The organism is Bacteroides sp. AN502(2024) (assembly GCF_041227145.1).
In the GTDB taxonomy this organism is placed as follows: domain Bacteria; phylum Bacteroidota; class Bacteroidia; order Bacteroidales; family Bacteroidaceae; genus Bacteroides.
Map to the genome: position 1 here is coordinate 1 of NZ_JBGFSP010000004.1, position 18006 is coordinate 18006.

Consider the following 18006-nt stretch of genomic DNA (forward strand, 5'->3'; position numbering starts at 1 on the left):
AATGCTGGAGGCCTGCGGGCTTGACGTCCGGAAAGTGAGCATAACGGAAGATAACATTATAACAGTGGAATGATGGAAGTAACAGTAAAGGACAGACAGAGCCTGCTCGACATGGCCGTGGAGACTTCGGGCAGCATGGAAGCCGCTTTCAGGCTTTCCGAAGCAAACGGCATAAGCCTGACAGATACCTTGCAGGACGGGCAGGTTCTTGATACGGTTGCCGTCGAAAATGCCGACACGGTGCGCCGTTACAGTGTGCAGAACCTGCAACCCGCCACGGCATTGAGTGCGGACGAAATGGCCGCACTCGCACAGGAGGGCATCAACTTCATGGGAATAGAAATAGATTTTATTGTAAGCTAAATAATTGGGATATGGCAAGAACAATCTCGGACATAAAAGACAGTATGACGACCGACTTCATGCGCAATTCGGATGTTGCGCGCGCCTATGGTTTTGAGACGGGGACGGCTTTTTCCTCGCATTTCAGCAAGGTAAGCGTTGAGAGCCTGCTGTTCTATATCGTGGCTTGTGCCACATGGGTACTTGAAAACCTTTTTGACAGGCATAAAAAGGACGTGGAGGAACGCATCGAGGCTATCATGCCTCACCGCCCCAAATGGTACAGGGACAAGGTGCTGGGTTTCATAAAAGACAAAACCCTCGTTCCCGATACGGATCACTACGACACGGAGGGCATGAGTGACGGTGACATCGAGACCGCCCACGTGGTAAAATATGCCGCGGCCACAGAAAATGCCGATGCCTCCATCCTTACCATCAAGGTGGCGGGTGATGCCGGGGAAAGCGGCAGCCGCTCGATACCGATACGGAGGGGCAGCTTGCGGCCTACATTGCGGAAATAAAAGACGCCGGCGTGCGTGTGAACCTCGTAAACCGGCCTCCTGACGCATTCAATTGCGAGGCGGACGTATATTTTGACGCGATGCTGCTGTCCGAAAATGTCGAGACGGCCTGCCGTGAAGCCATTATCGCCTATATCGAAAACCTGCCTTTCAACGGTGAATACACCAACATGGCACTTGTGGATTGTCTGCAAGCCATCGACGGGGTGCGCATTGTCGAGTTGCGCGGGTCTGAAACGATGGTAAGCGGCGAGGGTACGCCCACGAAGATAAACGCCCGTTACACACCTGCGTCGGGTTATTTCAAAGCTGGAAATATCAAACTTAACATGACACCTTACAAATGAGCCTCTATGACCTTAAAATAAAACGTCTGGCGTTGCTGTTGCTGCCCACGCACTACCGCAGGCCTCTGATTGCCGCCTTTGCGCAAAGCATGGTGCAGGGTGTGAACATCGTTTACGGAAATTTCATGCGCTGGCGTCAGGATAAGCAATACAGGCTGTCGCATAACGGGCAGGTGTGCCACCTGCGTGCCGTCCTGAATGACACGTTCGACCCTGTGGAACGCCGTATTCTGGTGGAGGACGAATGGAGCGTGTCATTGCAGGGACAACGCATTTTCCAACGCGAGCAGGAGCGGTTCATACTGCTACCTTCGCATATCATGGGAACTGCTTTTATCCTTAACCGCCGCGGCTTCGGTGGTGTGAATGGTTACGATTTTTGGGTCACGGTACCGATAAGCCTGCGCGACCGGGTGGATGAAAATCGTATGAACGCAATCGTGGACACTTACAAACTTGCTTCAAAACGTTGGACTATAAACTACAAATAAAAAAGATAATGGATAAAATCACAGGTAATTACCTGACACAGGGAAACAAGGATTTTCCGCTGGACTGTGAGACGCTGGACGCCTTGCAGACCAATATCGCGCTTGTCGCTATATTGGGCAACATCGCCGGCGACAAAGTAATCCTGCGCGGCTGCGACCTTTCACAGGACGGCACAAAGCGTTCCGAGGGTTATGTATTTGTACGGACGGCGGCTTTTCCCGCCGGTGAAGTTTTGCGTTTCGAGGGCGGTGCGGTCGGCAGCGGCATGTATGTGAAACAAGAGGATATACCCGTGACGGCGCAAGGATACGATTATCCGAAAGCCTACACGAAACGGACGCTTGCCGCGGGTGTGGGCTATGAAAATTTCAGATGGGAGGACTTCAAGAATGTGCAGACTTCTGACGCACTTAATCAGGCTATTGCCGACCTGAAAGAAGACCTGCAAGAGGAGGCGGCAAAATTCACCCCCGCACCTTTGGGTATCGTGCTGCTATGGGCGGGAAAAACCGAGCCTGACGGTTACGCCCTTTGTGACGGGCGGCAATTAAGCACAAAGGACTATCCCGACCTGTACAAGGCTTTGGGTACGACCTTTAACAATGCTTACAGTGCCAACGGTACACGGTACACTACGACCAGCGGCTTTTTCCGTCTTCCCGATCTGCGCGGCCGTTTTGTCGTGGGCTACCACGACAGTGATAATGACTACAAGACGAAAGGCACGGCAGGCGGTGAGAAAAAACATGCCCTTACCATCAATGAAATGCCGAACCATGCGCATACGTTCAAGGATTATTATTATCCGGAAGCCCACGACGGCCAGAACTACGACACCATCGTGACGAACAACAATATCGGGTCAAATGATACGGATTATGACAACAAGCATCTGTTCTATTACAGGCATGACACGGAAGGCAAGGGCGGTGGTGCGCAACATGAAAACCGTCCCCCGTATTATGTTCTGGCTTATATCATGCGACTTAAATAAATAATATCACAATGGCTATCAGATTACGTTCAACATTAAAACAATGGTTCAAACGCGGAAAATACCCGATTGAAGAACAGTTCGCGGACTGGATAGACAGTTTTCTGCATAAGACGGAAGACAAACTGCCCCTTGCCAACGTGGAGGATCTCCCTGAACAGCTAAATGCGAAATACGACCACTCCTCCGGTGTGGCTTTGGAAAAAAGACACAGTATGCTGCGCACGGAGTTCGACCAACATACAGCCGTGGCCGAGAAAGAGTTCAGGCGCGTTTCGGACGACATGGACGACTTGCAAGCCACGGACATACGACAGCAGGCGGAGATCGACACGGCCAACGCCGATGCGGAAAGCCTGCGAGGGTGTCTGCACCCCACGGATCCCTGCGCTTCTCTGGAAAGCACGTTTTCCGCTTTGGGCGCGAATTACAGCACGTTATGGGCTTTGGCGAATACAATTAAGACCTTTTTGGAAGCAAAGGACACGGCCGACAGTACGATCAACCGATGGCGGGAGATGGAAGCGTTTCTCCAAGGGGTGACCGATGCGGAGACGCTGACCGGCATGCTGGAAGAACTACGGAAAACCATCGCGACCGCTTGTCACGAAGAAATAAGCGATGAGACAAAACGTGCCACCGATGCCGAGGAAGGCTTGAGAAAGACCCTCGAGAACCTGCGCGACTCGCTTGCCGACCGCAGCTACACGCTCGACTTCGGGCAGACGGGAGTCGCCATTCAGGATGTCAACATGGAGGCGTATGCGGTGACGATGAAAGAGGTGCGTCTGTTCAACGTGGCACACCTGTGGATAACCGCCGGGAACACGGTACGCCGGGAGGTCGATCCCGAAAACCCGCAGGCGATACTGATTGAACCGGGACAACTCGCCACATGGGAAATCCAACGCGTCAACGAAGCCGCGGCGGCCGTCGGAATAAGATGTGTGATGAGCCGGCCTCACCGGCGTGCCTCTGATGTATAATCTCTAAACCAATATCGAATGGAAATCAAAATAAAAGAAGGAGTGACGTGGCAGACAGACCCCCACACTTCGCAAACCGAATCCGCCATGAGGTGGATATACGAAGAAATCTATCCTCTTCTGGCCATGAATACCGAAGAAACGGGAAAGGTCATGCCTCAAACCGACCGGTTCGGGCGCCCCATAAGGTGGGTGATTGAAAATAAGGCGTGGCGTGTAACCATCCGCCGCGAGTATATCGACCCGCAACAACCCACATGGGGACGACGCGGGGATGTCATCAATGTGGAAACGGTGAAAGGAGGTGAGGAATGAGACCTTATTTGTGGCGGACACGAAACGCCCGGTGTGTCTATGTGGACTCATACGCGGGAAACGACCTCATCGGCACAGGAACCCCGGATAATCCCTATCAGACACTGGGAAAGGCGTATAGGGGACACGGAACCGCGGCGAAAGAAATCATCTGCCGAGGACGATTCTGCGAGGACATGTCCGATGGAGACCACGATACCCGCATACAAGGAGACTACATGGGAGCGGCCACATTCGACGGGCAAGACACCTATCTCATTCATGGCTTCACGCTGAATGACATCATCGTGGAGAATTGCGCGCCGGCCACCTACACCGCCATGATACGATACGGCGCATGGGGATATGCCGGGGTGGGACGTGCCTGGGGAGGATATTTCGGGTGGACGCAGCACTCATGGGGTGTGGGCGACCATAGCGTTATCATACGCAACTCACCCTTATACATGGGGTGCATCGGCGGGAAAAGAGGCATACACCATGTGGTGATAGACAGCCCCAAGATCTGCGGAGATAGGAAAATATGCTATGCGGGTAATGGAGAAGTGTCTCACTTCACTGTCCATAACGTCCCCATCGGACACCGTAGGCGGGAATCGTACGGCATCGAAATTATCCGTACAAGCATTCTTGCCCGGTGCGATTTCTACGCCGACGAACCGTTGCGTTTCGAGGAGTGCCTGTTCACTGCCGATTGCCGCTGGTTCCTCGACGGTGAGGAACTCATTACCGAAGCATCCGGGGGAGAAGCGCGACGTGACAGTCTGCTCGGGCAATGCCGCGGACGGGGTGTGAGAGAGGAACTCATGCCCGTGTTCACCCGCTGCATCTTCACAGCGCAAACGGCGGAAGAACTTTTTAACAATCCCGGAGCAGGTGATCTGACACTTCGAGCCGACAGCCCGGCCGCCAATCCCGCCGGATTCCTGCCGGGCATTACCGATTCCTATCTGGGTGCCTTGCCTCCCGCACTCTCCATACCCATCATGGATAACAGTATAGGTATAGCCGGCACATGGGACGAGCAGAGTGCGGCCGGCATACTCACCATTGTAGGCGGAGCCATCTGTCTGGATGAGACAAGCAGCGACACGGTGGGCGAAGTGCTCAGTAAAATCATCAGACTCGACACCGCACGGGCATCCGTTACCGGTATACTCGCATCGTTCACCTCCCTGTTCGGTTCGCACGGCATCGTACTCAACGACCGCCCCGTGACCGACCGCACATTCGCCCCCGGAGACCTCCTGCCGCAAGGCCGGTACGTAGTAGATGGAAACGTGGCATACCGCAACGCCGTTTATGTCACGGGAAACGTGCTGGCGGTTGACGAGGAGGGTACCACGTTCGTATCCGGGCTTAACGGCACGGATACGGGTACACTTCACACACTCGAAGACCCCAACATCGAAAACGTGTGCTACCTGCGCTCGACCCCCGTCATATTCTCCACGCTGCAGGCGGCAGACTCCCTGCAAAGCGGTGGTGTCTATCTCAACACGGGTGAGAGCCCCATCCGATACCGCGGACGGACCGTTGTGCCCGACGAGAGTTTCGTGGCGGCCAACGATACCGACACATTCATACCGCCCGCCGATGATCCCGAATACCGCATCGCCATCATGTTCGACGACACACGGGTGCCCGCACAGCCGTGGATACCCGCACAACTCTTCGGCGACTACTTTGTCTGCAAGTCCGGCGGCGTGGTACAGTATGATGATGACGGCATCCCCGTCTCCTCGGGTAACAACCGCTCCTATCAGCCTCAAAGCGATGGCGGATACGCCGAAAAACTGTGCAAGAGTGTGATGAACGACCGTTATTGCCAATTTAAAATAATAGCCCGTAAACAGTAAGCAATGAAACCGATCATCCGTACATTCTCAATTGGCGCATCACCGCGGACAGTCCGTGATGATTCCGCCATGCTGCGCGGTTTTGCGCTCCATGTCCACATGGCGACGGGGGATGAAGAAAGAAAAAACGGTATCATCCGCTCGTTCAACGTGCGGAGTGTGGCCCGATGCCATGCGCCGGAACAGTCACCGTATCTCTTGCGATCGTTCGTCGCTATCACGGCTCCACCCGACAACCCGCAGGAACCACTCATCGTGCGCCACCCGGCAAAAGGATCGTGAGGGAAATATTCATGAAACATTAAAACGCTATCAATATGCTGAATGATTAAAGAAAATCTGTTTGTCCTGAAACAAACCTCATCGCTCGGCGACCTGCTTATCAAACCCGTGACAAAGGAACTTGCCCGCCAAATGGTGCTTGAACACCATTATTCCCATAAATGGAACTTTGGCGGCTTTGGAGTGTTTAACTTCAGTATCTTCCGCGCCGATGAACCGGACAAATGCCTCGGTGTTGCGGTTTACGGTTACATGAAGAATCCCAAAGTAAGATTATTCCATCACCCGAGTCCGAAAGCGTGGATATGCGAATTAAACCGTTTGTGGATTGGCGACTGCCTCGGGAAGAATGCGGAAACCGTGCTAATTGCCGCCAGCATCAAGTTGATCCGCAAAATGGATGAGAATATCGTGGCTATACAAAGTTTCGCCGATGGTCGTTTAGGCTGCGGAACAATTTACAAGGCGGCCAACTTCAAATATTACGGCTTTCATTACACGCGTTTTCTGCGCAATAGGCGAACGGGCGAGTTTATCCATAACCAAATACTCACAAATACGACATCACCATCCGGCTACGTGCGTTCAAATGTAGCCTTCTTGCTTGGTGACCTGGATGTGTTCGTGGTGAAAACCTACCGTTACATTTATCCTTTGTGCAAGCATTTTCAGTTTAAGATGAAAGAAAAGCCTTATCCCGAATATGACAAAGGGATGGAACAAATAGAGTGGCAAAGAGACAGGCACAAGATAAAGGCAAACATTGTTCGCCTGCTTGATAAGCTGGTTACATAAAAGGCTTGCTAACGGGGCAAACCTATGCAAAACGATCTCTTAATTACTAAGCAAAGATAGTGGTTTTCTACGAATTGAACAAATAAAGTGCAGACAAAATGCAGATGAAAAACAACGTTTTTCGCGCTTTTTGCATATGTTCAAAAGGCATTTAATTACCGCTTGAATGGTGATTAAATGCCTTTGCTTTGATGGGCTGAAAAAATAGTGAAAATTGTACGTTTCGTTTTAGAAAATTGTACGTTTCGTTTTCGCGATTATATTACCACCCGAAATATTTTTCACCACTCTTTATTATCTTCTGATATTTAGTGAGATAGCGTGATACTCCATTCACGCTATCCACATCCTTACCACCCGTATCCGGGATTAACTTTGCACTGTTCGAACGAAACAAAAAAGCCCGTGCGCAGGGCTTACAGTACAAACGTTAAATTCATTCCAACATGGAAATCAGAGAACTTTTATCAAAGCCCGTATGGCAGATGACGGGAGAGGAATTCATATTACTGAACCGACACGCCCTTCAGGAAAGGGAAGCGAGAGCAGCACAGCCCGCAGCCGATACGGAAAAGAAATACGTGTACGGGATAGGCGGCATAGCACGCCTGTTCGGGTGCAGTATGCCCACAGCAAACCGCATCAAGAAAAGCGGGAAGATAGACAGAGCCATTACGCAGATAGGACGCAAAATCATCGTAGATGCGGACATGGCACTCGAACTGGCAGGACACAAAAGCGGGGGACGCAGATAAGGAGGTACGGACATGGAGTACAGAGAAAGAAAAGAAGTCACACCCGAAGCGGCGGTGATACTGTGGTAAGCCTCACGGCTCGACCTTTCGGAAGACTACGAGAGGGCACCCGAAATACTGAAAGTACACGGTTCCGTCATAGGCACGCTGGGGAACTTCAGCGCATCAATCGGAAAAGCAAAGAGCAAGAAAACGTTCAATGTTTACGCAATCGTGGCGGCTGCACTGAAAAACGGGACAGTGCTAAGCTACACGGCGGAACTGCCCGAAAACAGGAGGAAAATACTCTATGTGGATACCGAACAAAGTTCCTACCACTGTGCGAAAGTGGCAAAAAGAATATTGCGTATGGCGGGACTGCCGACAGGCAGGAACCATAAAGACCTTGAATTCCTTGTCCTAAGGAAGTACACGCCCGAGGAACGAATAGCAATCGTGAGGGAGGCTATTTACCGCACCGAAAATGTAGGGCTGGTAGTCATTGACGGAATACGGGATATGGTGTACGACATCAACAGCCCCAGCGAGTCCACGAAGGTAATCTCCCTGCTGATGACATGGACGGGGGAAAGACACATACACATACACACCATACTGCATCAGAACAAGGGGGACGAGAACGCAAGGGGACACATCGGAACGGAGCTTAGCAACAAGGCCGAAACAGTGCTGCAAGTGGAGAAGGACGAGAAGGCCCCCGACATCAGTACGGTCAAGGCAGCACATATCAGGGCGATGAACTTCGAACCGTTCGCATTCCGCATCAACGGGGAGGCATTGCCCGAACTGCTGGACGAATACCTGTTCAAACACAAGGATCCGGGAAAAGGGAAAAGGGAGAAGTTCGACCCCTACAAGGACATCACAGAGAAGCAGCACCGCATCGCACTGGAAGCGGCATTCACACTCAAAGATGAATACGGCTACAAGGAGCTTGCGGAAGAATTGAGGAAAACCTACGCCTCTGTCGGTGTCATGCTTGGGGGAAACAGGCTGACAGACCTCATTACAGTACTGAAAAACAAACGGATGATAGTACAGGAGAACGGCAGGAAATACACCTTCAAACCCGATTTTCACTATTAGCGGTATTGTATGGGAACCACTTTACTTTAGTCCCGTACCATATATATACGGAAGTAAAGTAAAGTAGATATAGCCCGTAATATACAAAAAGATACGGGCGAAAAAAATAATATTCACACTTGACAAGAACAACGGTATGACAGTACGGAAAAGGGTATGGTCTCATACCCGACCTCCACCATGACGGCACAGACCGGAAACCGCTTTACTTTAGCCAGGGGCATATATATAGCAAAGTAAAGTAAAGCGGATGCAGCCCGTAACACATGAAAGGGTACGGGCGAAAAACCCAAAAACAATATCTACTTAAAACAGAAATATGATGAATATGAATGAAGCGAAGCAGATACGCATAGAGGAATATCTGCACAGTCTTAGATACAGTCCGGTAAGGCAACAGGGTGGTAGTCTATGGTACAACTCACCGTTCAGGGACGAACAGGAACCCTCCTTCAAGGTGAACACCGAACGCAACCTATGGTATGATTTTGGCACAGGCAAAGGTGGTAATATCATCGCACTGGCACAGGAGCTATACGCATCCGACAGTCTGCCCTACCTCTTGGAAAGGATAAGGGAGCAGGCACAAAACGTGCGCCCGGTCTCTTTCTCTTTTGGCAAGCAACCCTTATCAAAGCCGAGTTTCCGGCAGTTGGAGGTAGTACCGCTCTCCTCTCCCGCCCTGTATGCCTACCTGCGGCAAAGGGGAATAAATACGGAACTGGCAAAAAGAGAATGCAGGGAGGTCCGCTATCTGACCGGGGAAACCCCATACTATGCTATAGGCTTCCCCAACCGTTCGGGAGGATACGAGATACGCAACAAGCATTTCAAGGGATGCATAGCACCGAAGGACATCACCCATATACGGCAATCGGAGCCGAAGGAGGCATGCTACATTTTCGAGGGATTCATGGACTACCTCTCTTTCCTCACCCTGCGGCTGGAAAGGTGTCCCGACCGTCCCGAACTTGACGGGCAGGACTACATCGTACTGAACTCGACTTCCGACCTTTCCAAAGCAATCCGACCGTTGGGCGGTTATGAAAGCATCCATTGTTTCCTTGACAACGACAAGGCGGGAATGGAGGCCGTCCAGGAGTTGCAAAAAGAGTACGGGCTGCGCATACGGGACGCATCGCACATATACGAAGGGTACAACGATCTGAACGACTTCCTGCGGGGTAAAAGGTCAGGACAGGCGCAACGGCAGCAAGAGAAACCGGAAGCGGGAAAAAGGCAACGGCAGACAGAGCAGCCGAAGAAGAAAGGCAAAGGGATCAGGATGTAGCCGCACAGCCACCGGATGACTTTTAAAAAAGTCATAGCTCATTAGGGCTTTTTCTTAACGCAATGCACACATTGCTAAAAAGCCCCAACGAGCCATAGGGGCGCCGCCCCTTTGGAAACCCCGTCTGCCATGCGGCATAAAGGCAAGGCAAGGGAAGTATTAACCTGAAATTATTGACAGTTATGGGATATGCAGTTTTGCATCTGGAAAAGGCAAAAGGGACGGACAGCAGGATGTCCGCACACATAGAGCGCACCGTTCACCCGAAGAATGCGGACAGAACACGCACGCACCTGAACCGGGAGCTCGTACAGTTTCCCGAAGGGGTGAGAAACCGCACGCAGGCGATAGCACCCCGGATAGAAACGGCAGGCATCAGACGCAAGGTGAGCGCCAATCAGGTGAAGGCAATCCGGATACTCCTTACCGGAAGCAACAAGGAGATGAAGCAAATGGAAGCGGAAGGACGGATTGAAGACTGGTGTAACGACAGTCTGAAATGGATCCGGGAAACATACGGGGTGCAGAACCTCGTATCGGCAGTACTGCACATGGACGAGAAGACACCGCACATACACGCCACAGGCATACCGATAGTGACCGGAGAGCGAAGGAAAGCCGGACAGGAAGAACAGAACGGGAAGAAAAAGTACAGAAAGAAGAACCCGCAGGACGTGAGGCTCTGCGCAGATGATGTAATGGCAAGGCACAGGCTAAAACACTATCAGGACACTTATGCCCAAGCCATGAACAAGTACGGCTTGCAGAGAGGCGTGGACGGCTCATTGGCAAGGCATATTTCCACCATGCAATACTACAAGCAGCTGGTGGAGCAGCAGGACAGCCTGCAAGAGAACATAGAAAACCTGCTGGGGCTGGAAGAGGAAGCAATGAAAAAGCTGAAGCAGGTAAAGGGGGAAATCAACGTGCAGAAAATGAAGGGGCGGCGGTGAACGCCACCACAGCCATAGCGGACGGGGTGAGCTCACTTTTCGGTAAGCATTCGGTAAACCACGTTGCAATTTTTGTGAAATTAGTTCCGAATCGGTGCTATTCGTAGTCGATTCGGAACTAATAGTATCTATTCGGAACAAGTTTGATTGGATTTTACCCAATTACGTGGTAGAAGTTCTTCCATATTCTTCTCATCCCTTTCATAATATGGAATTTTGCTCAGGACATCTTCCATCCAGATTCTGGGGTCTACTTCTGCTGATTTGCAGGTTGAAATCAGTGAGTATACGATGGCAGCCCTGTATGCTGATGCATCGTTTCCGCAGAACAGATAGTTCTTTCTTCCCAAAGCCAAAGGTCTTATGGCATTTTCTATACGGTTGTCATCAATTTCGATTCTTCCGTCGTTTACGTATCTGGAAAGTCTTGGAAGGAGCGTGTACGTATATTCGATGGCTTTACCCATACGGCTTTTAGGAAGCACTCTAAGATAGGTGTCCTGCAGCCACTTTTCAAATTCAAGTATCAGCGGATAGGCCTCACTGATACGTTTTTCCTTACGCTCTTCAGCTGTGAGCCCTGCATCATTGGCTTCAGATTCTATCTTGTACAACTTGCCGATGTAGTGTATTGCCTGTGTGGCCAGGGTCCTGTTCTCTTCCAGGGCATCCACGTACTTCCTTCTGACATGTGCCCAACAGCCGACCATAGTGATTCCTTTCACCTGCTCAAACTGTTCGTAAGCTGCATAGCCGTCACATTGCACAATGCCATGGTAACATCCCAGCAGTTCACGGGCTACAGTCCCCGAACGGCTGCCACGGTCATAATGGAACATGACGTCCCCCGTGATGCCGTCGCGTACGCACCACTCATACCCCTTTTTCGCCTTATGTTTCTCATTGTCCAGCACAGGAATGACACTCTCGTCCACTTGTATATACTCACTGGAGAGTATCTTCTGTTTGAGCAGGTTGTACAGCAACCTGAGTTTCTCCACCGCCATTTCATACCATCCGCACATGGTAGATTCGCTTATGCTGATTCCTGATTCGCGATACTGCTGTATCAGACGATAGAACGGGAGATGATACATGAACTTGCCGATGATAATGTCTGTCAGGACCGAGGCGCCTGCCATACATTTACTGACCGGAACAAGAGGTAGAGGGTGAATCAGGATCTGTCTTTCCTCGGGGTATTTCTCCATATCGGACTTACTTATCACTTTGTGACGGACAGTCTTCAGGATATACAATTTTGCCGGAACACGTTCCAGGCGTGAACTCTCTTCCTTTCCGATTTCAATGAAATCATCCTTAAGCCTGCCTTCCTCGTCTGTTGTCCCTTCGGGGTAAAGATCAACAACCTCTACCGCAAGAGAAGATGTATCCAAGGGCTTGCGGGCCGGCTTCTCCTTGACTTTTATGGTTCTGGTGATTTCTTCATCGCTTTTGCGGACTTCCTCCTCCATCCGGGATATTTCCATGGAGGACATTTCAGCTTTTGAGAACAGGAACAGTTGGTTGGGATCAAGCGGAAGATTCTTCTCGCTCATCCGGCCAAAGACTTTTTTCCGAAGCCAGTACAGCGACTGTTCCAGTGAGGAAACCCTGCTGATAAGCGCCGCTTTATCCTGACGGAGCTGCTCTAATTCTTCCAATAAGGCTTTTTCCTGTTCCTCCGTAAGCATCTGCATCTCATTTTTTCACAATGTAAATATACTAAAATCCAATGACATACAAAAGCAAACAGAGTAAAAAATCCGATACTATTTTCGAAGTTTCTGCAGGTTTTCAAGTCTCGTGCGACGGGAGTCACGGGCTTCCATGATACCCTCCACTATCATGACAAGTTCCCGCCATTCTATATTTGTACAGACCTCATTGTCGTTGGCAGAATCAGGTTTACCTAAGGTACCGGCTTCCAGAAGTTTGGAATATAACACCATGCCGCCAGGCTCCCAATGCAGGAGTTTTATACGGTCACGGGCACGGTTTATGAAGATATACACGTTGCCGTTACAGGGGTCCTGACCCATGGCGTCGGTGATGATACCGCTGAGGGTATGGAAGCTTTTGCGCATATCAGTCGGGCGGTTATACAACAGATAGCGCATACTGTCATTAAGGCTGAACATGGCTGCAGGACCGGATGATTGAAAACAGTTCCTTTTCATTTAGCTCACCACAAATGCGTATGGCACTACCGGCCGGTGTACGTATTTCTATCTCTTTCAATCCGCTTGGCGTGGTCGGTGTACTTTTCTGTTTCCGTCCGGTTGTACCGGCAAATGAAGGAACCGGAACAAAAGATCCGCTATGCGGAAGCTCGATAAACTCACCTTGAGCCGTTTTACCAGATGATTGCTCGGCGGCATAACGGGATTTGCTGTCATAAAACCGCCATACAGGGATATTGAGTTCCTCTAATCTTGACTTATAAGTCACTTTGTGCTCTTTGCAGTAGTTCATTATTTCTACTACTTCTTCTCGTGTCATCATAACTTGGCTTTTTGGACGTAAAGTTAATGATGGAAGGTGGAGACGAAAATACGTGGTTTACCGAATGCTTACACTTTTCGGAGGCAGCAAGGTTAAGAGGCTGGAAGCGGAGAATGAAAATTTGAAACGGAACATTGTGAATCTGCAAAAGCAGGTGCAAGCCGAACAGAGGGAGCAGACAAAAATGGAAAACCGTCACAGCAGCGAGATAAACAGAGTTGACCGGAGCTACCGGCAGAAAATCGCAGAATACGACAATCGGCTGGAACTGATAGACACCTACTTCCCTATCGTAAAGGAACTGATGCCCATAGCAGAACAATGTCGGGAAGTGGGCTTCACCGAAGAACTGACAAGACGAATTGTCAGACTGCAACCCGTGGAGTTCAAGGGAAGGCTCTATTCAAAGGAGTACAAGGAGAAGTTCAGGACGGAGCACTCAACGGCAACAGTGGAGAGGAACCCGCAGGAGAAAGGAAAATTCAGGCTGTGCATTGACGGAATACCCATACTCGATTGGTTCAGGAAGAAATTTCAGGAAATTAAAGAAAAGTTAGGGCTAAACACACCTGTTGAAAACAAGCAACGAAAAGGATTGAAAATATAACTACTTAATAACGAGAGGCTATAAATTAGGGACATTCATTAAATATTATAAAATGAGCCAACTAATTCATACACAAATTATTGCGAATTAGTTGGCTTTTTAGTATCTTTAGGTATTCCCCCGAAAACAAGGTTTGACGGCCCAAACGGGGGAAATTCCCCAACTAAGATATGGCTAAGATACAAAAAATTTCAGAAATCCACCCAACTTTGGGCTTTACAGAATTTGATATTCTGGAAAAATACCGCAAGAGTTTTCATGAGAGTGAGCTTGGCAGGCTTCATTCGGTCTTTCCATTTGATCGTATGGCAAAAGCCGCAGGCCTGTCTGAACAACGTTTGGGCCGCAGGAACATATTCAGTCCTTCCGCAAAGATCGCCCTTATGGTCCTGAAGGCATACACCGGATTCTCCGACAGGAAACTGGTGGAACATCTGAACGGGAACATACACTACCAGATGTTCTGTGGAATCATGATCCCCCCGTCCCTTCCCATAACCAACTTCAAGATAGTCAGTGCCATCCGTAATGAGATAGCATCCCGCCTTGACATTGATTCTTTCCAGGAGATCCTGGCTTCACACTGGAAACCTTATCTTGATAACCTTCACGTCTGCATGACCGATGCCACATGCTATGAGAGCCACATGCGTTTTCCTACGGACATGAAACTCCTTTGGGAAAGCATCGAATGGCTCTACAGGCATATATGCCGGCATTGCAGGGATCTGGGCATAAGGCGTCCGCGCAACAAATACAGGAATGTGGCGGAATCCTATCTGTCCTACTGCAAGAAAAGAAAGAGGAGAGCTTCAAGGACAAGAATGCTTAAGCGCCGTATGATCAAGCTTCTTGAAAAGCTCCTCAGTCAAAGGGATGGGCTCCATAGCGAGTACGGTGCTTTACTCCGATATACGCAGGATTACCATAAGCGTCTTTCCATCATCAGAAAGGTGCTTGTACAGGAAAAGGAAATGTTTGAAGGGCGAAAAGTCAGTGACCGCATCATCAGCATCGACCGTCATTATGTACGTCCCATCGTCAGAGGCAAGGAAACCAAGTCCGTCGAGTTCGGTGCAAAGGTCAATAATATACAGATAGACGGCATATCGTTCATCGAACACCTCTCGTTCAAGGCTTTCAATGAGGGGATACGCTTGAAGGACTGTATCCGTATGCAGCAGAAGCTGATGAATGTAAGGGTAAGATGTGTGGCTGCCGATTCCATATATGCCAATAATGCCAACAGAAAGTTCTGTACTAAATATGGGATATCCACATCCTTTGTGCGCAAGGGAAGGGAGGGCAAAGATGAGCCTTTGAGGAAGCTGCTTAGAAGCGAACTCTCAAAAGAAAGGGCCACACGGCTTGAAGGAAGCTTCGGCACTCAAAAGCAACATTACTCGCTCGCAAGGATAAAGGCAAGGAACAAGAAGACGGAAATCCTGTGGATTTTCTTCGGAATACATACAGCAAATGCCATACTGGTGATTGACAAGATCAGGAACAGAACGGGGAAAGCTGCATGATATGAGTTTACTGAAAGAATCAGAAGAGGTCAGAAGACTTCTTCCGGAACTTCATGTATTGTCAGATAAGAGTATATGAGAATATACAGAAAAATGACAATAATAATGGCATATGAAGTGATTATACTCTATCATCTTCATATGCCATGGTATTTGGGGGGAACATTTACTGAATATTCCAAATTATTAGTGCCAGTAAAAGAATATACTTTTACTGGCACCTGTTAAATGCAAATTGACACTCTAAATCTAACAAATTTAGAGAAATCTATTCTTCACTCGGACAATATCAGAAAACATAACCAACTCCCAATACCAACCTGGAAAAATCTTTATGTGTCACATAATACTGTAAATATACATTTATATGGTTTATAAATCTAATACCGACTTGTGGAGCCACTGCAAAGTGAAACTTATGACCTTCATTGAAAACTCCCACATCTATATTATCAATTGAAACACCAGTCCCTAAACCAACATAGGAATCAACAGATTCATTCCGTAAAAAATGATAATTAGCTGTCGGCATAAGAGATAAAGATCGTCCATTAAAAGGAGAATTAGAAGTATTATTCAGTACAATTGTGTAACTTTCATAACCTAATTTTAGATTTACACTTAACGGATTGGTGGAAAACCTATATATTCCATTTAAATAAAACCCAACATGATTTTCCTTATATCCATTCTTTTGTAGCCCAATTGGATAGTTGGCGCCTAATTCAAATCTAAATTTCTTTCCTTGTGCTAACACCAGCCCAATATTGCATATAAATAACAAAAGAAGTAACATATATACTTTTTTCATAACCAATTTATTTTTTCTTAATAATCATACCACCCCACCTATTATTAATTTTTCCAGCAAGGATAACCTCACCAGCTACCATACGCTTCACTGGAAGCTCCCGCAATCCATTCATAAAATCAATAGCCGATTTTAATGAAAATGGATTTTTAATAATATCACTTGAAACATAAAATTTAACTCCCGAACTAAAAACTTTTCTGACTTGCTCTGTGTTATATTCATTCACTTGATTATCAAAAATAACAACATATACTTTAGATTGCGTTAAAATACGTATGGCCTGCGTTTTATTACTAACACTTACCCCTAAAAGTTTTTTAAGTTCGGGGATAGCAGCTTTCAAACCCATACCTGCAAACTTCATTATATCTTTATCCGTAAATTCTAAACCACATATATCTAAACAGAATAGTTGTTTACCTATTCCATTCATCGTTAACCGAACATTTTCACGTAAAAGAGTGGGCTTTTTAGGTATTTGAAGAGTATTGGGAAGTTTAGTTTTCATCTCTAAAACAATACCTCTATATGTTATGCTAAGTTCTTCTGCACGTACTCCCTTCCAACCATTCAATTTTCTTAAAAACCCTCCTCTCTTTTTTCTCATCGCAACATAAGTACCTACTTCAGAATATACTCCATAATCATAATCATATAAAGAGCCTTTTACTCTAAATCCTTTCATAAAATTATGATGTTTAACAGACCTATCTCCAAAAATCTTACCTAAAACTTTACCAACAGCGGTATGGCTCTCGCTGGAGAAGTGTGGAAAAGTATGATAAGGTATGGCTTCCGTCACGGTTCGTGTCATTACAGAAATATCATTGTTATCGCTTTCACCTGATTCTTCATAACCAGAAGCAGAATCGTATGAATTAATTAAATTGACATTTGGAGTTATTGGTATCACATGACTGTCAACTGTAAATTTAACCGCATCTTCTTGCAATTGCCTATATGCTACCTCTAACTCTCCAACATTCCGTAAGTTAGTACAAAGAGTTCCAAAGTGTGTTATTCTATAAACAGAATCATTCACCTGAATTTCCCCCTTAGAATTCAACAAACGAGCAAAATTCTCATTAGGAACAATATCTTCATATTCTAATACATCATAATACGAAAGAGCATTCTCTTTTATATAATTTCTCTCTTCAATAGAAAATTGAGATAAAATTGAATCGTCCTCATTTACTACATCCATTAAAGAAATAAATTCTGCATTTACACTTCTTGTTAGAGGTTGGCCATTCTCTATTATACCTTTAAGTTCTTCCTTATTTGAAAATGCCAAGAAAGAAGATGTTGACCGCAAAGGAGTAGGTAAATCATTTGACAACTCTGAATCATCGGTGCAAGACGATACAAATAATAGGAATAAACTTCCTAAAAAACAGGTTACAATTGGTTTTTTCATAAAATAATAATTTAGTGTATAATAAAATAAAAAATAAACTTATTCATAAATTCATTATAATACAATTTTCAAGAAACGACACAAATAAAAATTTTATTATTCTTTTTTTC

Annotated in this window: 18 protein-coding genes and 3 pseudogenes; 15 read left to right on the plus strand and 6 right to left on the minus strand. The window is 47.6% G+C overall.

The window, feature by feature from the left end:
* Positions 1-69: 69 nt before the first annotated feature.
* The 8 genes from AB9N12_RS14795 to AB9N12_RS14830 are packed head-to-tail and all read left to right on the plus strand — an operon-like array spanning position 70 to position 5859.
* Positions 70-363, plus strand: a complete 294-nt coding sequence (locus tag AB9N12_RS14795; RefSeq protein ID WP_369892757.1) for a hypothetical protein — start codon at positions 70-72, stop codon at positions 361-363.
* Positions 364-374: 11 nt separating this feature from the next.
* Positions 375-866, plus strand: a complete 492-nt coding sequence (locus AB9N12_RS14800; protein WP_369892756.1) for a hypothetical protein — start codon at positions 375-377, stop codon at positions 864-866.
* A gap of 11 nt (positions 867-877) precedes the next feature.
* Complete coding sequence (locus AB9N12_RS14805) at positions 878-1213, plus strand: hypothetical protein (protein WP_369892755.1); 336 nt, start codon at positions 878-880, stop codon at positions 1211-1213.
* Positions 1210-1704 carry a hypothetical protein gene (locus AB9N12_RS14810; protein ID WP_369892754.1) on the plus strand — a complete coding sequence of 165 codons (495 nt, stop codon included), beginning with the start codon at positions 1210-1212 and terminating at the stop codon, positions 1702-1704. Before AB9N12_RS14805 ends, AB9N12_RS14810 begins: the two co-directional genes overlap by 4 nt.
* An 8-nt stretch (positions 1705-1712) precedes the next feature.
* Positions 1713-2699, plus strand: coding sequence for a tail fiber protein (locus AB9N12_RS14815; protein WP_369892753.1), 987 nt, complete (start codon positions 1713-1715; stop codon positions 2697-2699).
* 11 nt (positions 2700-2710) lie between these two features.
* A complete protein-coding gene (locus AB9N12_RS14820; protein WP_369892752.1) occupies positions 2711-3685 on the plus strand; it encodes a hypothetical protein in 975 nt (324 codons plus the stop codon).
* An 18-nt stretch (positions 3686-3703) separates the two neighbouring features.
* Positions 3704-4000 carry a hypothetical protein gene (locus tag AB9N12_RS14825; protein ID WP_369892751.1) on the plus strand — a complete coding sequence of 99 codons (297 nt, stop codon included), beginning with the start codon at positions 3704-3706 and terminating at the stop codon, positions 3998-4000.
* Positions 3997-5859 (plus strand): hypothetical protein, encoded by a 1863-nt coding sequence (locus tag AB9N12_RS14830; RefSeq protein ID WP_369892750.1) that lies wholly within the window; start codon positions 3997-3999, stop codon positions 5857-5859. The genes AB9N12_RS14825 and AB9N12_RS14830 overlap by 4 nt, the downstream gene beginning before the upstream one ends.
* On the opposite strand, the gene AB9N12_RS14835 is transcribed toward AB9N12_RS14830, so the two are convergent.
* On the minus strand, positions 5823-6161 hold the full coding sequence (locus AB9N12_RS14835) for a hypothetical protein (protein WP_369892749.1): 339 nt from the start codon (positions 6159-6161) through the stop codon (positions 5823-5825). The genes AB9N12_RS14830 and AB9N12_RS14835 overlap by 37 nt on opposite strands.
* Before the next feature lie 22 nt (positions 6162-6183).
* Between AB9N12_RS14835 and AB9N12_RS14840 the strand changes: the two genes are divergently transcribed.
* The 5 genes and pseudogenes from AB9N12_RS14840 to mobV all read left to right on the plus strand — a co-directional run.
* The gene (locus AB9N12_RS14840; RefSeq protein ID WP_369892748.1) at positions 6184-6936 is read left to right on the plus strand and encodes a hypothetical protein; all 753 of its coding nucleotides are present in this window, start codon (positions 6184-6186) and stop codon (positions 6934-6936) included.
* Between the two features lie 446 nt (positions 6937-7382).
* Entirely contained in the window at positions 7383-7691 is a 309-nt protein-coding gene (locus AB9N12_RS14845) for a DUF3853 family protein (RefSeq protein WP_005809723.1), read from the plus strand.
* Between the two features lie 12 nt (positions 7692-7703).
* Positions 7704-8777: pseudogene (locus AB9N12_RS14850) on the plus strand (AAA family ATPase).
* Between the two features lie 322 nt (positions 8778-9099).
* Positions 9100-10068 (plus strand): toprim domain-containing protein, encoded by a 969-nt coding sequence (locus tag AB9N12_RS14855; RefSeq protein ID WP_369893271.1) that lies wholly within the window; start codon positions 9100-9102, stop codon positions 10066-10068.
* Positions 10069-10250: 182 nt separating this feature from the next.
* Positions 10251-11086 (plus strand): annotated as a pseudogene (gene mobV / locus AB9N12_RS14860) (MobV family relaxase); the annotation flags it as partial.
* Between the two features lie 63 nt (positions 11087-11149).
* Here mobV and AB9N12_RS14865 read toward each other — a convergent pair.
* From AB9N12_RS14865 to AB9N12_RS14875, 3 genes are all read right to left on the minus strand, one after another.
* Positions 11150-12715: an IS66 family transposase gene (locus tag AB9N12_RS14865; RefSeq protein ID WP_369892453.1), complete on the minus strand. Its 1566-nt coding sequence runs from the start codon at positions 12713-12715 to the stop codon at positions 11150-11152.
* Positions 12716-12793: 78 nt separating this feature from the next.
* Complete coding sequence (gene tnpB / locus AB9N12_RS14870; RefSeq protein ID WP_072542649.1) at positions 12794-13162, minus strand: IS66 family insertion sequence element accessory protein TnpB; 369 nt, start codon at positions 13160-13162, stop codon at positions 12794-12796.
* Positions 13149-13526 (minus strand): hypothetical protein, encoded by a 378-nt coding sequence (locus AB9N12_RS14875; RefSeq protein WP_369892908.1) that lies wholly within the window; start codon positions 13524-13526, stop codon positions 13149-13151. Before AB9N12_RS14875 ends, tnpB begins: the two co-directional genes overlap by 14 nt.
* Positions 13527-13596: 70 nt before the next feature.
* On the opposite strand from AB9N12_RS14875, the pseudogene AB9N12_RS14880 reads away from it, so the two are divergent.
* Both AB9N12_RS14880 and AB9N12_RS14885 read left to right on the plus strand, forming a co-directional pair.
* A pseudogene (locus tag AB9N12_RS14880) lies at positions 13597-14133 on the plus strand (mobilization protein); the annotation flags it as partial.
* A gap of 170 nt (positions 14134-14303) precedes the next feature.
* Positions 14304-15662, plus strand: coding sequence for a transposase (locus AB9N12_RS14885; RefSeq protein ID WP_369892536.1), 1359 nt, complete (start codon positions 14304-14306; stop codon positions 15660-15662).
* Between the two features lie 289 nt (positions 15663-15951).
* Here AB9N12_RS14885 and AB9N12_RS14890 read toward each other — a convergent pair whose 3' ends face one another.
* Both AB9N12_RS14890 and AB9N12_RS14895 read right to left on the minus strand, forming a co-directional pair.
* Positions 15952-16473, minus strand: a complete 522-nt coding sequence (locus AB9N12_RS14890; protein ID WP_369892909.1) for a porin family protein — start codon at positions 16471-16473, stop codon at positions 15952-15954.
* A gap of 7 nt (positions 16474-16480) precedes the next feature.
* Positions 16481-17896 (minus strand): hypothetical protein, encoded by a 1416-nt coding sequence (locus AB9N12_RS14895; RefSeq protein WP_369892910.1) that lies wholly within the window; start codon positions 17894-17896, stop codon positions 16481-16483.
* Between the last annotated feature and the right edge of the window lie 110 nt (positions 17897-18006).

Excerpts from the sequence above, each read along its gene's own strand:
- AB9N12_RS14825 (WP_369892751.1), top strand. The coding sequence starts at position 3,704 with ATGGAAATCAAAATAAAAGAAGGAGTGACGTGGCAGACAGACCCCCAC.
- AB9N12_RS14840 (WP_369892748.1), top strand. The coding sequence starts at position 6,184 with ATGATTAAAGAAAATCTGTTTGTCCTGAAACAAACCTCATCGCTCGGC.
- AB9N12_RS14885 (WP_369892536.1), top strand. The coding sequence starts at position 14,304 with ATGGCTAAGATACAAAAAATTTCAGAAATCCACCCAACTTTGGGCTTT.
- AB9N12_RS14815 (WP_369892753.1), top strand. The coding sequence starts at position 1,713 with ATGGATAAAATCACAGGTAATTACCTGACACAGGGAAACAAGGATTTT.
- AB9N12_RS14865 (WP_369892453.1), bottom strand. The coding sequence starts at position 12,715 with ATGCTTACGGAGGAACAGGAAAAAGCCTTATTGGAAGAATTAGAGCAG.
- AB9N12_RS14855 (WP_369893271.1), top strand. The coding sequence starts at position 9,100 with ATGAATATGAATGAAGCGAAGCAGATACGCATAGAGGAATATCTGCAC.
- tnpB (WP_072542649.1), bottom strand. The coding sequence starts at position 13,162 with ATGTTCAGCCTTAATGACAGTATGCGCTATCTGTTGTATAACCGCCCG.
- AB9N12_RS14800 (WP_369892756.1), top strand. The coding sequence starts at position 375 with ATGGCAAGAACAATCTCGGACATAAAAGACAGTATGACGACCGACTTC.
- AB9N12_RS14810 (WP_369892754.1), top strand. The coding sequence starts at position 1,210 with ATGAGCCTCTATGACCTTAAAATAAAACGTCTGGCGTTGCTGTTGCTG.
- AB9N12_RS14820 (WP_369892752.1), top strand. The coding sequence starts at position 2,711 with ATGGCTATCAGATTACGTTCAACATTAAAACAATGGTTCAAACGCGGA.
- AB9N12_RS14890 (WP_369892909.1), bottom strand. The coding sequence starts at position 16,473 with ATGAAAAAAGTATATATGTTACTTCTTTTGTTATTTATATGCAATATT.
- AB9N12_RS14795 (WP_369892757.1), top strand. The coding sequence starts at position 70 with ATGATGGAAGTAACAGTAAAGGACAGACAGAGCCTGCTCGACATGGCC.
- AB9N12_RS14835 (WP_369892749.1), bottom strand. The coding sequence starts at position 6,161 with ATGTTTCATGAATATTTCCCTCACGATCCTTTTGCCGGGTGGCGCACG.
- AB9N12_RS14845 (WP_005809723.1), top strand. The coding sequence starts at position 7,383 with ATGGAAATCAGAGAACTTTTATCAAAGCCCGTATGGCAGATGACGGGA.
- AB9N12_RS14875 (WP_369892908.1), bottom strand. The coding sequence starts at position 13,526 with ATGATGACACGAGAAGAAGTAGTAGAAATAATGAACTACTGCAAAGAG.
- AB9N12_RS14895 (WP_369892910.1), bottom strand. The coding sequence starts at position 17,896 with ATGAAAAAACCAATTGTAACCTGTTTTTTAGGAAGTTTATTCCTATTA.
- AB9N12_RS14830 (WP_369892750.1), top strand. The coding sequence starts at position 3,997 with ATGAGACCTTATTTGTGGCGGACACGAAACGCCCGGTGTGTCTATGTG.